At 34.3% G+C, this 14,345-nt stretch carries 14 protein-coding genes; 10 read left to right on the forward strand and 4 right to left on the reverse strand.

Annotated elements, in window-relative coordinates; genetic code table 11:
• The first annotated feature begins 8 nt into the window (after positions 1–8).
• The 3 genes from hisA (at position 9) to hisIE (ending at position 2,186) form a co-directional block, all read left to right on the forward strand.
• On the forward strand, positions 9–740 hold the full coding sequence (gene hisA / locus BXY64_RS08200; protein ID WP_211334438.1) for a 1-(5-phosphoribosyl)-5-[(5-phosphoribosylamino)methylideneamino]imidazole-4-carboxamide isomerase: 732 nt from the start codon (positions 9–11) through the stop codon (positions 738–740).
• A 3-nt stretch (positions 741–743) separates the two neighbouring features.
• Complete coding sequence (gene hisF, locus BXY64_RS08205) at positions 744–1,499, forward strand: imidazole glycerol phosphate synthase subunit HisF (RefSeq protein WP_120239396.1); 756 nt, start codon at positions 744–746, stop codon at positions 1,497–1,499.
• Between the two features lie 66 nt (positions 1,500–1,565).
• Positions 1,566–2,186, forward strand: a complete 621-nt coding sequence (hisIE, locus tag BXY64_RS08210) for a bifunctional phosphoribosyl-AMP cyclohydrolase/phosphoribosyl-ATP diphosphatase HisIE (protein WP_120239397.1) — start codon at positions 1,566–1,568, stop codon at positions 2,184–2,186.
• Between the two features lie 112 nt (positions 2,187–2,298).
• On the opposite strand, the gene BXY64_RS08215 is transcribed toward hisIE, so the two are convergent.
• A complete protein-coding gene (locus tag BXY64_RS08215; RefSeq protein WP_120239398.1) occupies positions 2,299–3,936 on the reverse strand; it encodes an ATP-binding protein in 1,638 nt (545 codons plus the stop codon).
• A gap of 148 nt (positions 3,937–4,084) precedes the next feature.
• Complete coding sequence (locus tag BXY64_RS08220) at positions 4,085–4,603, reverse strand: nitroreductase family protein (RefSeq protein ID WP_120239399.1); 519 nt, start codon at positions 4,601–4,603, stop codon at positions 4,085–4,087.
• 171 nt (positions 4,604–4,774) lie between these two features.
• Here BXY64_RS08220 and BXY64_RS08225 point away from each other — a divergent pair, with 171 nt between their 5' ends.
• From BXY64_RS08225 to BXY64_RS08255, 7 genes are all read left to right on the forward strand, one after another.
• On the forward strand, positions 4,775–5,803 hold the full coding sequence (locus BXY64_RS08225) for a carbohydrate-binding family 9-like protein (protein ID WP_120239400.1): 1,029 nt from the start codon (positions 4,775–4,777) through the stop codon (positions 5,801–5,803).
• Between the two features lie 85 nt (positions 5,804–5,888).
• Positions 5,889–7,592 carry a gamma-glutamyltransferase gene (gene ggt / locus BXY64_RS08230; protein WP_120239401.1) on the forward strand — a complete coding sequence of 568 codons (1,704 nt, stop codon included), beginning with the start codon at positions 5,889–5,891 and terminating at the stop codon, positions 7,590–7,592.
• A 264-nt stretch (positions 7,593–7,856) separates the two neighbouring features.
• Positions 7,857–8,198: a hypothetical protein gene (locus tag BXY64_RS08235; RefSeq protein WP_120239402.1), complete on the forward strand. Its 342-nt coding sequence runs from the start codon at positions 7,857–7,859 to the stop codon at positions 8,196–8,198.
• A gap of 466 nt (positions 8,199–8,664) precedes the next feature.
• On the forward strand, positions 8,665–9,198 hold the full coding sequence (locus BXY64_RS08240; protein WP_120239403.1) for an NUDIX hydrolase: 534 nt from the start codon (positions 8,665–8,667) through the stop codon (positions 9,196–9,198).
• Position 9,199: 1 nt separating this feature from the next.
• Entirely contained in the window at positions 9,200–10,672 is a 1,473-nt protein-coding gene (locus tag BXY64_RS08245) for a hypothetical protein (RefSeq protein ID WP_120239404.1), read from the forward strand.
• A gap of 160 nt (positions 10,673–10,832) precedes the next feature.
• Complete coding sequence (locus BXY64_RS08250) at positions 10,833–11,747, forward strand: CDP-glycerol glycerophosphotransferase family protein (RefSeq protein WP_170150615.1); 915 nt, start codon at positions 10,833–10,835, stop codon at positions 11,745–11,747.
• 2 nt (positions 11,748–11,749) lie between these two features.
• Positions 11,750–12,523, forward strand: a complete 774-nt coding sequence (locus BXY64_RS08255; RefSeq protein WP_120239406.1) for a hypothetical protein — start codon at positions 11,750–11,752, stop codon at positions 12,521–12,523.
• Positions 12,524–12,627: 104 nt separating this feature from the next.
• Here BXY64_RS08255 and ispD read toward each other — a convergent pair whose 3' ends face one another.
• Together ispD and map are read right to left on the reverse strand one after the other, a co-directional pair.
• Positions 12,628–13,323 (reverse strand): 2-C-methyl-D-erythritol 4-phosphate cytidylyltransferase, encoded by a 696-nt coding sequence (gene ispD, locus BXY64_RS08260; protein WP_120239407.1) that lies wholly within the window; start codon positions 13,321–13,323, stop codon positions 12,628–12,630.
• A gap of 119 nt (positions 13,324–13,442) precedes the next feature.
• Positions 13,443–14,222, reverse strand: coding sequence for a type I methionyl aminopeptidase (gene map / locus BXY64_RS08265; protein WP_110359103.1), 780 nt, complete (start codon positions 14,220–14,222; stop codon positions 13,443–13,445).
• Positions 14,223–14,345 lie beyond the last annotated feature (123 nt).

Raw genomic sequence — 14,345 nt, forward strand, 5'->3', positions numbered from 1 at the left:
AAAAAGCAATGGCAAAAATTAAAATAATACCAGCAATAGATACCATAAAAGGAAAATGTGTTCGCTTAACCAAGGGGGACTATAATACCGAGAAAGTGTATAGCGAAGATCCTTTGGAAGTAGCAAGAAATTTTGAAGCATTAGGGATTACAAGATTGCACTTGGTGGATTTGGAAGGTGCAAAATCAGGACACATTTGTAATGCCGAAGTTTTAAGGAGGGTAGCGGAAGGTACCAATTTGAAAATAGATTTTGGTGGAGGAGTAAAATCCAATGAAGATATTGAACTGGCATTTAAATCAGGTGCAAACCAGGTTACAGGAGGAAGTATAGCTGTATCGAATCCGGAACTAATGGAGAGCTGGCTCGATAAATATGGTGCAGATAAAATAATTCTGGGTGCCGATGTTAGAAATGAAATGGTTTCCATTTCAGGATGGCAGAAAGATTCGGACTATCACCTGTACAAATTCCTTGAAAAATATCAGGCCAAGGGAGTAAAGAGTATTATATGTACCGATATTTCTAAAGATGGAATGCTACAAGGCCCGGCGGTGGATTTATACAAAGGTGTCATGAAAGAATTTCCGGAACTCAACTTGATAGCCAGTGGAGGTGTGAGTAATATTGAGGATGTTCGGGTGTTAAGTGAGATTGGATGCTGGGGAGTAATCATCGGTAAGGCGATTTACGAAGAGCGAATTGATGTGAATGAATTGGTTAACGAATTTATATTGTAAGTTATGCTATCGAAAAGAATAATACCATGTTTGGATGTGAAGGATGGCAGAACGGTAAAGGGAGTTAACTTCGTTGATCTTCGTGATGCCGGTGATGCGGTTGAGTTGGCTGCTTACTATGCAGAACAAGGAGCCGACGAATTGGTATTCCTTGACATTACAGCCACCCACGAAAAAAGAAAGACTTTGGTTGAATTGGTACAAAAAGTGGCCAGAGAATTGAATATTCCGTTTACCGTTGGAGGTGGAATATCAACACCTGAGGATGTAGGAGTTCTTTTAAATGCTGGCGCAGATAAAGTATCCATAAACTCAGCAGCTGTGCGAAATCCGCAATTGATATCCGATTTGGCAAAAAGATTTGGAAGTCAGTGTGTGGTTTTAGCTGTTGATGCCAAATGTGTTGATGGCAATTGGGAAGTGTTTCTGAATGGAGGTCGACTTTCAACGGGAATCGATCTGTTTGAATGGATTCTAAAGGCAGAGCAGCTTGGTGCTGGTGAAATTCTTTTTACATCCATGAATCACGATGGTACGAAAAATGGTTTTGCTAATGAAACATTAGCGAAGCTGTCTGAGATGGTAAATATTCCGGTAATTGCTTCGGGAGGCGCAGGTAATATGGAGCACTTTGCAGATACTTTTATCGAAGGAAAGGCTGATGCAGCCTTGGCGGCAAGTGTTTTCCATTTCAAAGAAATTGAAGTGCCAGAACTGAAGAAATATCTGAAAACTAAAAATATCCCAGTAAGAATTTAAATGTATTAAATAGGAGAGGATAGTCTGAAAAAGCCTTGATTCTCATATTGCAAAATGTAATAAAAAATGAATTTTAAAGATCTAACAAACCAAATTGATTTTAATAAAGGCGATGGCTTGGTTCCTGCCATTATACAAGATGTAAAAACCCAAAAAGTATTGATGTTGGGTTACATGAACAAAGAGTCGTATGAAAAGACTATCGAATTGGGAAAGGTGACATTCTACAGTAGAAGCAAACAAAGATTGTGGACCAAAGGAGAGGAGAGTGGGAATTTCCTAAATCTAAAAGACCTTAGTTTGGATTGCGATAAGGATACATTATTAATAAAGGTTGATCCTGTAGGACCTGTTTGTCACAAAGGAACAGATACTTGTTGGGAAGAAGCTAATGAGGCAAGTTCCATCGATTTTCTTTTGCAATTGCAGCAAGTGATTACAGAAAGAAAGAAGAATCTATCAGAGAAATCTTACACGGCAAGTTTGTTCCAAAAAGGGATTAACAAAATTGCTCAAAAGGTAGGTGAGGAAGCTGTTGAGTTGGTAATTGAAGCCAAAGACGATAATGAAGATTTATTCATGGGTGAAGCAGCCGATTTAATGTTTCACTATTTGGTATTGTTATCAGCAAAAGGATATAGTTTAGAGCAAGTTGTTGCTTTATTGGAAACAAGACATTCTAAATAACGCGAATTCGACGTAAAATAATTAAACTGGATGCTTTGAGAGTATCACTTCAAGTGATGCTCTCAATTGATCAAAATAGGTGCTGTGTTTGAGTCTTACCTCCTTGTTTTATTTAACGAATTGGAAGTGTGAAATAAAATGAAGAGCCTTCTCCATATGTTGACTTTACCCAAATTTGTCCATCCATAATTTGTAATAACTTTTTGCAGATATTTAGGCCTAATCCTGAGCCTCTATATAAAACAGTCGTGTCAATTTCAATTTTTCGGAACCTATCGAAAATATAGTTTAAGGACGACGGTTCGATTCCTATTCCTGTGTCTTCTACACAGAAAATTAATTCACTATCACTATTATAACTTGCATAAACGGAAATGGTTCCATTTTTGGTAAATTTTATTGCGTTTTCTATTAAGTTGTTAAAGATTTGCTTTACTCTTAATTGATCTGCTGTAATTTCAAACACATCTGTGTTTAGCTGATTAACAAAGCGGATTGTAAGATTCTTTTTGGAAATACTTCGGGTTTGTATGGCAACGATATCTTCAATAAGTTTGATAACATTAAATTCCTGATAGTTTAAATTAATTTGACCTGATTCTATAATGGATAAATCTAAAATCTCATCAATTAAGTGTGTTAAATCATTACAATTAGTTCTAATAATATTGGCAAATAAATCAGTTTTTTCCTGGTTTAAATCCTTTGATGTTAAAAGCTCTGAAAATCCTTGGATTGCATTTAATGGAGTTCTGATTTCATGAGACATATTGGCTAAGAATGAGCTTTTTAATGTGTTGCTTTCCTCTGCTTTTTCTTTTGCTTTTTTTAGTTCCTTTGTTTTTTTTGCAACATTTTTTCTTAAAGCTTTGTTCCATATCCACATGAATAGTAAGCCTAACGCAAATATCAGTAATGTTGCCAATAAACTTCCCCAAAAAATTTGTTTCTGCCAGAATGGTCTCGAATTAATTTGAATGTAATGGTTGTAAATTTGACTTTGCTCTTTGGGGCTTATTTCAGCTAATCCTTTTGAAATGATTCTGGCCAACATTGGTTGATCATTTCTTATGGCAAAGCCAAGTTTGTTGTCGTAGTTAGCATTGCCAACAATTTTAACATTTGGTATTAATTGATTGTGTATAGTTTGAATACCATAACCCTGCTGAGTAATTACAACATCAATCTTTTTAGCCGATAATTTAAGAAGACATTCCAAATCGCTTTTATAAGGGACCAAATTGATTTCAGGGTACATTACTTCAAGATGTTCTTGTATCGCATAATTATCAACTACACCAACATTAATGTTTTCCAATTCTTCAATTTTGATATTTTCCGGAGCATCATTTCTCATGAAAATTACATGAGGGATAGAAATGAAGGGTTCGGTAAAGAAGAAGTGCTTCCGTCTATCAGGAGTTTCCTGAATCTCTAAAATGATATCAACATCCTTGTTTATTCCTGCCTGGAGTATGTCTTTCCATGTGGAATGTATTACTTTTTTAAATTTATAATCAAGTTTTGTTTCCAGTAATGAAAGAATATCAATGGAAATTCCAATTGATTTACCTTCTTCATCGGTGTATTGAAAGGGAGGAAAAACTGCAGATACTGCAATGGAAACATTAGGATGTTCTTCTAGCCATTGTCTCTCTTTAAAAGTAAGGATATCATATTCTTTTCTTGAGCAAGAAAGAATTATAAGAAATGAGAGAAGAAGAAAAATGAAATGTTTTTTGCGTCCCATGCAATAAGAGAATTTTAAGGACTTAAAATAATTAATTTAAATGAATATTCATACAATTTCCTCTGTGATTTCTATTTATGAAAGGAAGTAAATAAAAAAGCTTGTGAAAGCTATAGCCCTCACAAACTTTATTTTCATTTCTCAAATCTTAAAAACGATTTCTATGTATTTTTTCTCTTTTTAGAAAAGATTTATCTCTACCTTCCTTAACTCCATCTTTATGCCCAATGCCAATAATGGCAAGAACTTTTTGATTTTTAGGAATGCCTAATAGTTCTTGAATGTATTTTTCGGCTGAAGAATTCTCGTTGTGCTCGCGACCTCTTATTTGTACCCAGGTAGCTCCTAAGTCTTCTTTTTCGACTTGTAGCAACATGTAGGCTGCTGCAATTGAAGTATCCTCAATCCAAACATCGCTTTTTTCTTCGTCTCCAGTTATTACTATTGATACGGGAGCGTATTTCAGAAAACTTGCCCCGCCAGGTTTGCTTTCAGAAAGTTTTAGGTTAAGCTCTGGCTGATCACACACAATAAATTCGCATGGGTATTTGCTTTTTGATGATGGAGCCAATAAGCCTGCTTCCAGAATTCTGTCAATCTTTTCCTCTTTTACTTTTTCGGCAGTAAACCTTCTTACACTTCTTCGTTTGTAAAGTATATCTAGCATGATAATTTTTTTAATACAATTTCAAAAATAGGAAATTATAACTAAACCAGTTTAGTCCTGATGGTATGTCGCTAATATGTTGTTCATACACTTTTTGTTTTGATACAAGGATTCCTCTTTGCTTAATTTATTCATTACTTTTATGGGTAAAATCCACCAAAAAGTATTGTTATGAAGAGTATACTTACGTTTTTTTTGGTCTTGTTGGCATTTTGTTTAAGTGCTCAAGATTATCCTGAATCTTATATGTGCTATAAGGCTGGATCCGATATTGCTATAGATGGTTTATTGTCGGATGAGGAGTGGGGTAAGGCCAATTGGACCAGTAAATTTGTAGATATTGAGGGAGATAAAAAGCCAAAACCAAAATACAAAACGCGAGTTAAAATGCTGTGGGATGAAAACTACTTTTATATAGCGGCAGAATTGCAAGAACTGCATATTTGGGCTAAACTAAAACAACGTGACACAGTTATTTTTTACGATAATGATTTTGAGGTTTTTATCGATCCGCAAGGAGATAATCATAGGTATTATGAATTTGAGATAAATGCCTTAAATACCATTTGGGATTTAATGCTTGCCAAACCATATCGCGATGGTGCACCTGCTATTAATGCATGGGATATAAAAGGATTAAAATCTGCAGTTAAAGTATATGGAACATTAAATAATCCTAAGGATAAAGATAAAAAGTGGACTGTGGAAATCGCTTTTCCTTGGGAGGTTCTGAAAGAGTGCGCTTATCAAGGAAGAAAGCCAAAGTCGGGCGAGCAGTGGAGAGTAAATTTCTCAAGAGTAAATTGGGAGGTTGAGCATAAAGATGGAAAGTATCACAAGAAAATAAATCCCAAAACAGGAAAAACTTACCCGGAGTACAACTGGGTTTGGTCTCCACAAGGAGTAATTGCAATGCATCAGCCAGAAACATGGGGGTATGTTGAGTTTACCGATGAAATTGTGGGTGGAAAGGAACTCACACCAAGAATAGATCAAGATTATCCAGCCAAAATAGAATTAATCAGGCTTTATACTTTAGAGAAGAAAATGTATGAAAAGTATGGTAAATATTTCAACAAGATAACTTCGAACTATCCTGTTTTAATTGAAACAACGCGCAAGCAGTTTTTAATTTCAATTCAATCTGCTTCTGGTAAAACATGGTATATAAATCAGGAAAGTAAATTATGGACTGAATAAATTTTAAAGAGCTTGTATTTGCAAGCTCTTTTTTATATACATAAATTTATCCTTTCGTTTTTTCAAATAACCCAATACGAATCAAATGAATCTAAAGAAAACTCTCTCTGTAGCCTTGGCTGCACTATTTTTAATGGCTTGTAATGGTAAGCAGGCTGTTCAAATCAATAATGTTCATAAAAATGGTGTTGTTGTAACAGCGCATTTTTTATCCTCCGAAGTTGGATCAGATATCCTAAAACAAGGAGGTAATGCTTTCGATGCCGCAGTAGCGGTACAATTCGCATTGGCCGTTGTTTACCCAAGAGCAGGTAATATTGCGGGCGGAGGTTTTGCAGTGATTCGAACAGCTAAGGGTGAATCGGAAAGTTTAGATTTTAGAGAAAAAGCTCCTAAAGCTGCTTCTGAGAGAATGTATCTCGATGCAAATGGGAATGTTATAGAAGGATTAAGCCAGACAGGACATTTGGCTGTAGGAGTTCCAGGTAGTGTTGATGGAATGGTTAAACTACACCAAAAATATGGAAGTTTGGGCTGGGAAAAATTGGTGCAGCCGGCAATCAATTTGGCAAAAAATGGAGTAACACTAACTAAGTTGGAAGCGGAGAAGCTAAATGCTTATCGTGAGAGAATTAATCAGGCAAATGCTGGTAAAACTAACTGTTGTTATATAAAAGATGCAGATTTCATAACTGGTGAACTGATTAAAAATCCAGAATTGGAAAATGTATTAATACGTATCAAGAATCAGGGAAGAAATGGATTTTATGAAGGAGAAACAGCTGAACTTATCATTTCCGAAATGCAAAGGGGAAAAGGCTTAATCTCGAAAGAAGATTTGAAAGAATACCAGGCTGTTTGGCGTCCTGCTCTGATTGGAAAATATCGCAATTGTAAAATTATTTCCATGCCACCACCATCAAGTGGAGGAATTGCCTTAATGCAACTTTTAAACGGAGCCGAAAAGTTTAATATGGGACAATATCAGTTCGGATCATTGGAACATATCCATTTAATGGTTGAATTGGAAAGAAGAGTGTATGCCGATAGAGCAACTTGGCTGGGAGATCCAGATTATTGTTCTGTGCCTAAAGATAAACTGTTAAGCGATGAATATTTAACGAATCGATACTCCAATATTGCCATGAATAGCAAGTCGAATTCGCAAGACATAAAAGCAGGCAATGTAGAAGTAATTGAAAGCTTTGAAACAACACATTTTTCTATTGTAGACAAGTGGGGAAATGCAGTTTCTGTAACCACTACATTAAATGGGAACTATGGAAGTAAAGTGATTGTTGAAGGAGGTGGCTTCTTTTTAAATAATGAAATGGACGATTTTAGCATTAAATCAGGCATCCCAAATCAGTTTGGTTTGGTAGGCGGAAAAGCAAATGCTATTGAACCGGAAAAGAGAATGCTAAGCAGTATGACTCCAACGATTATTGAGAAAAATGGGAAGCTGTTTATGGTTACAGGTTCACCCGGCGGCTCAACCATTATTACATCGGTTTTTCAAAATATCATTAATGCAGTTGAATTTAAAATGAATGCTCAAGAATGTGTAAATGCTCCAAGAATCCATTCGCAATGGTTGCCCGATAAAGTATATGCCGAAACAGGGGCCATCTCCCCTGTAGTAAAAAAAGAATTGCAAAATTTAGGACATATTATTCAAGAACAATCCAGAATAGGAATGATGGCTAATATAAGCGTTAACCCAAAAGGACAATACATCGGAGCCGCAGATACATTACGTCATGCCGATAGTAAAGCCATAGGATACTAGAAAGATTTAATAAAGTGTTATTATACCATTATTCATGCATAAAAATCCAATATACATATGTAGAATTCTAAAAGAAACTAAAATAAATACAAAAAAGTTAATGAAATTTCCAATAGGAACCCAAAGGTATCCAATATTAACCTAAAGGAATTCAATATTATTAAGAAGGAGTTTAATATACGCAACAAAAAAATCAATATGCAGTAAAAAAGAGATATGTTTTATATCTTTAATAAGAAACGAATAACTCTTTAAATTAATATCATGAACAAGCATCAGAAAAACAATACTCCAGTTAAGATCAATGAATTGATTCGAGAGGAAATGGAAAGACAAATGATTGGGCCACTTGCTCTTTCTGAGAAATTGAATATTGGTACATCATCAGTTTACAATTTTTTGGAGAAATCTAGTCTGCAAGTATCGCGTTTATGGACAATTTCAGAAGCGCTTCAATACAATTTCTTTAAAAGATTAGCCGATCAAATCGATATTAAAAATCCAATTGATTCGCGAATTGCTGAACTTGAAAATGAGATTAATGATTTAAAAAAAGAGCGAGATACCCTTAAAGAAGTAATTGCATTATTGGGAGGTAATCGATAAATAAAAAAGCATTTCGTAATTGAAATGCTTTTTTTTGATATATGGTATTTGGGTTAGAATCAAAATGAATGGGGAGGCCTCAATACCTTGTTCAAGTAAAATTAGCGACCATTTGATTTGAATGAGATACAAGCTCATTTTTTAGTCAGGATAAAAAATATCAAGCTTGGCCATACCCATCGTATTTGTTTCGGCACTAAAAGTAATAAGTTTTTGAAATAATCAAAGCACTGCAATCGTTTTAAAAGTTAATTTGGGATGAATCCAAATAAAAAAATAAAATAATATGTCAATGGATTTACCGTTTTCAAAAGGAAATATTCTAAAATTAAACAGTTAGTTATTGGCATTCAGATAACATTAAGTTAGTTTTGTCGTTTTATGATATTTTTATTCAATTCAGCTTTGTTTGTTACTGGCATTGTTTTTGAGTTGAAAGTTTGATTTATAGTAATTCGTTTAAGGTATGGCACCTACATTTCCAGAAAAAGTAATTCGATATTGTCCAAAATGTGGTAGTAGAGATTTTGTCTACCATAGGGACAATTCCTTTTTGTGCGGTTCATGTTCATTTCATCTCTATATTAACTCGGCTGCTGCAGTTGCAGCTTTAATTGTAAATGAGAAAGGTGAGCTGTTGTTAACTCGTCGTGCAATTGAACCACAATTAGGCATGTTGGATTTGCCAGGAGGTTTTGTTGATGTTATGGAAACTGTTGAAAATGCTGTTCAAAGAGAAATTAGTGAGGAGTTGAATTTGAACATTAAAGAGATGAAGTACTTTATGTCATATCCCAATGAATATGTTTTTGGCGGATTATCGGTCTTCACAACAGATTTGGCTTTTATTTGTCGAATTGAATCCTTTAAAAATATTAAGGCTGAAGATGATATTTCCTCTTTTGAATTTTATAAACCAGGAGATATTCCATTGGATGAGATTGGATCGGTATCAATAAAAGAAATTGTAAAGTCATTTGTAAAAAACAATAATAATTAAAATGAAGTATAGGGGATTAGTATTTATTTTAATGCTTACATGTCAAACACTTGTAGCTCAAAATAAAAAGGTAAATTATGAGGCAGAACTATCTACTCAATTTTCTTCAGAAAGTAACTTGCCATTTTGGTTGGTAACAAATAAATATGGGATTTATCCGGATGAGAATAATGGAACATTAAATTTTAGAATTCACAGTACTCCTTCGAATAATTCAAAGAAAATCGATTTTAATTATGGAACCTCCTTAGTTGGCAGTCAAGGAAAATCAAGTGATGTTTTCATAGATGAATTGTATGTGTCAGCGGATTGGAGAAAAATTGGGATTAATGTTGGAATGCAACACAGAGCAGTTAAATTTGATGGATTGTCTCTTACCAATGGGGATATGCTATACGCTGGTAATGCACGTATGTATCCGGAAGTAAAAATCCAGCTTAATGATTTTATTGCTGTTCCTTACTCAAACAATTGGTTGTGGATTAAAGGTAGTTTTTCCAATGGAATCATGTTGGATGATAGATATGTTGATAATGCCAATGTTCATCACAAGAGAGCTTTCCTAAGAATCGGTAAAAAACAAGGCTTGTCATTTACAGTTGGATTAGATCACTATGTGCAGTGGGGAGGAGATTCTCCTAGATGGGGTAATTTAGGTGGATTCGATGCTTTTATGGATGCTGTTTTGGTTAGAGCAGGAAAAGTGTTGGTGGATGAAGATGGCAATGAGTCAATAAATGAGAGCTACAACAAATCAGGAAATCACATAGGCCAAAATACTTTTGAGTTGGCATATTCTTCACAAAAAATAGAAAGTGTATTGAGCTTGAAGAATATATATGAAGATAAATCGGGTGATTTTAGACATTTAAAAGAGGTAAAGGATTGGAATCTATCTTTTTATTTGAAATTGAAAAACTCTAAGCTGATATCTTCTTTCATTTATGAATATTATTATACCAAGGACCAGGGAGGTTATATGATTCGTCCGGATCATCCCATTGAACCTGTTATTGGCTTTGATAATTATTTCTCAAATGTGGGAGTGTTTAGTTCAGGGTGGACTAGTCACCAGAGAATAATAGGTATGCCTTTGTTTACGCCATCTTACAAAGATGGAATTGCAAATGGAATAAGTAATAATGCCGTTGCCGCACACCATTTTGGAATTACAGGTACCATAGGTAAGGTAAGGTATAAAACCTTACTAACATTTTCTGATAATTATGGTAAAGCATTACTTGTGAATGATGGACAAGGCAAGTTAGAAGAAAACTATTCTAAAAGTTATAGCTACCCAGATGGTCTTTCTCAGCAATCTTACATGCTGGAGCTAATATTCCCAAAATGGAAAAAATTTCCATTCGAACTTTCAACAAGCGTAGCCATTGATAATGGAAAATATTTACATGATAATGTTGGTTTTCAAATCAAATTGCTGAAAAAAGGATTGCTATCGAAACAAGGAAATTAAATACTAAATAACTTACAGAATGGTTTTATCTTATTATGTGATTAAGTTTCCTTATAGATTGGTTTGGAACATTCTAAATTTATTTAAAAAAAGAAAAGAGCTTGTATTTTTTTGTGCGAATGAGCTCGATTTGGAAATATTTAAAAATGTGCAAAGGCATTTGAAACCGATACCAATTGTAGCAAAGAATAGAAGCATACAAAAGAAGTTATTGGAAAAAGGAATAAAAGCCAGAATTATGCCTGTATTTCCAAAGGGAGTGATTATGTGCAGGCAAGCTTGTTATTTGTTCCCGGAACCTAAAATTGTAAAGATCGGAATAAACCATGGAGCATACCATTTTAAGCCTTTTGCAAATGTAAAAGGACATAACATGTTCGATCAATTTCATTTTACAAGCTCTAAAGAAGTGGAGGAGGCAAAGGCGATCGGAATTGTTTCAGGTGTTGGCTTGGGTTATCCAAAAATGGATGATGCTTATAATGGAACTTATTCGGAAGAAGTTTTAAATCGTTTAAAAAAGAAATTAAAACTCGATGAAAATAAGAAGACAATTCTGTTTTCGTCTACATGGGATGGGTCTCAAATGTCTGCTGTACACAAGTGGTATGATCAGTTAAAAGATTATACGGAGAAATACAATGTACTTGTAACTCTTCATGTTTGGACTTCAGATAAGTATAGGGATATTATTAGAGAAACACTAGGAGTAAAGTATATAGATACTCAGAATGTAACACCATATATTATGATTGCAGATATTTGTGTTGGTGATACCAGTTCAATATTGTCTGAAATGTGTGCTTTGTATAAACCAATTGTTACTTTTAAGGTACCTGTTGTTAGAAGAACTGTTCCTGAGGTACGCGAAATAATTAGTTCCATTAGTTTTCAAATTGACTCGCAAGAAGAACTGGGAAAGATGTTGGATTATGCATACGAGAATGCAAATGAAAAAAGAGATGCTCAGCAAATCGCAAACCAAAGAATGTTTGAATCTCTTGATGGTAAAGCAGGAGAACGTATCGCAAATAAGATTATGGAGGTGTTGCCCGAACTTGATAAGGAGAAGTAAAAATGGTATTCGAGAAAAAAAAGCGTTACACAGTTGATCCTGGATATGAGTTCGTTGAGGATTTCGTTAAAGATTTACCTCATATTTTTGAAAGTGAAGGCACTTCAATTTATAAAGGGCGAAATGAAATTAAGGTTTTTGACTATGAAGGAGTAAAACTAAATGTTAAATCTTTTAAAATTCCGAACTTCATAAATAAATTGGCTTATGCATGGCTAAGAGGTTCAAAGGCCAAGCACTCATACGAATATGGAATTGAAATTTTAAGAAGAGGAGCCAATACGCCAGAACCGATCGCTTTTGTTGAAACATTAAAAAAAGCTCTCTTTAATAGAAGTTATTATGTGTCGGTCCATCATCAATATGATTTTACAGTTAGAGATTTAATAGGTTTTGAATTTCCAGATAAAGAGAATATTCTGAAGCAGTTTGCTATTTATACTTATAGCAAGTTGCATAAAATGGGTATTCATCATTTAGATTATTCAAGAGGCAATGTATTAGTTACAAGATTAGAAAATGGCAAATATGATTTTTCTATAGTAGATATTAATAGATTAAGATTTGAAAAAATTGATTATCTAAAAGGATTAAAAAATTTTGCACAGTTATGGGCATCCAAATATGAACTTGAAATTATTGCAAAACAATATGCTCAATTGAATAACCAGGATGAAAATGTAGCTGTTAAGCTTTTGCTTCAATTTGATAAAAAACACAAAGATAAGATCTATAGAAAGCATAAATTTAAAGCGCTAATAAAGGGTAAAAAATAGTTTGTCTATCTGAAACTATAAAATAAAAATATTACTAAAAAATGCTTGATTGTATTTTACAGTCAAGCATTTTTTGTAAGTTTCGATTGATATTTTTTCAATGCTTACTTTTTATCCGCAATTTGTGCCCCTTGCAATAAATCTTGCTCAAAAGTGATTTTGATATTGGATTCTTCACCATCAACAATGTGAATGGCTTCATTTGGAAGATATTTTAAAACAACACCACAATCATCAGTTGCCACAAAATTGGAATCGCTCATTGCAATATCATAGGCTTTTTTAATGGTTTTGTATGAAAATGCCTGAGGAGTTTGGGCTCTTCGCAATAAGTTGCGATTGGGCACAGATTCAATGGTTTCATCTTGATTCAGGCAGAAAATGGTATCGGTGGTTGGAATGGCAACAGCTACTGATTTTCCAGCTTCCAAAGCATTAATTACATCACTAATAATACGCTTAGAAACGAAAGGACGTACAGCATCATGAAAAATCAGGTATACATTTTGTTCTCGTTCATAAGCTTTAATTGCAGCAAGGCTGGAATCACTCCTTTCTTTACCACCGCTTAATACGTATTTTACCTTCCTGTATTTGTTGTCAGCTACCAAAACATTAATTTCCTTGTGGTAGTCAGCATTGATAACAATACAGATTTCATCGATATTGGGATGAAACTCAAAAGCCTCAATTGAGTGTTGGATGATTGGTTTATCTGCAATTTTTAAAAATTGTTTAGGGAGTGAGGTTCCCATTCTTTTACCGCTTCCACCAGCCAATAGAACTGCAACGTTCTTCATAGTTTAAAGTTTAGTGATGAGCTAAATTAATACAAATTCTTTCATTGCGAAAGTGAAAAAAAAGAACCGTCCCAAATTTTATTTAAGACGGCTTATGTTCTATTAGTCAGGAAATTTCTTTATCTGAAGATTTCGTAATCACCAACATCAGTTAAAATTTCGTACCCATCTTTTGTAACCAAAATGGTGTGTTCGAATTGAGCAGATAATTTTTTGTCTACTGTTCTGGCAGTCCAGCCATCATTCTCATCAACAACAGCTCTTGCTTTACCCAAATTGATCATTGGCTCGATTGTGAAAACCATTCCTTCTTTCATTTTTGGGCCTGAGTTTCTTGGAGCGATGTGTTCTACTTGAGGATCCTCATGGAACTCTAATCCAATACCGTGTCCACAGAATTCATATACTACACTGTATTTTTTTGCTTGAGCATAACGTCCAATCATAAAACCAATATTACCAAAATAGTTGCCAGGTCTTACTTGTTCAATTCCTAGGTATAGAGCATGTTCCGTATCTTCTACTAATCTTGCAGCTTGGTCGGTAATATCACCAATGGTAAACATGGTGCTAGTATCGCCATAATAGCCATCAAGAATTGTTGTAACATCAATGTTAAGAATATCTCCTGGTTTTAAAATGGTTTTTTCATCAGGAATACCGTGACAGATTACATCATTAAGTGAGATGCAACATGATTTTGGAAAACCATGATAGTTTAAAGGAGCTGGAATTGCTCCATTATCACGGATGTATTCTTCAATTAATTTATCAAGATAGTGAGTGGATACACCTTCCTCAACGTAATTGCTAATATATTTTAATGTGTTGCCGGCTAATTGTGAACTTTTTCTAATTCCTTCGATTTGTTCCGGTGTTTTAATTACAATTTTACCCATAATTTCGATCTATTCAGATACCGTTTTTCAATCTATAATTAAGGAGGCAAAGGTCTGCATTGAAATCGACTTTTGCAAATGGAAAACGAGATATCATTTAATGTTAATTAAAACATCTGTAAA

Origin of the sequence: Marinifilum flexuosum (assembly GCF_003610555.1) — a bacterium.
Classification (GTDB): domain Bacteria; phylum Bacteroidota; class Bacteroidia; order Bacteroidales; family Marinifilaceae; genus Marinifilum; species Marinifilum flexuosum.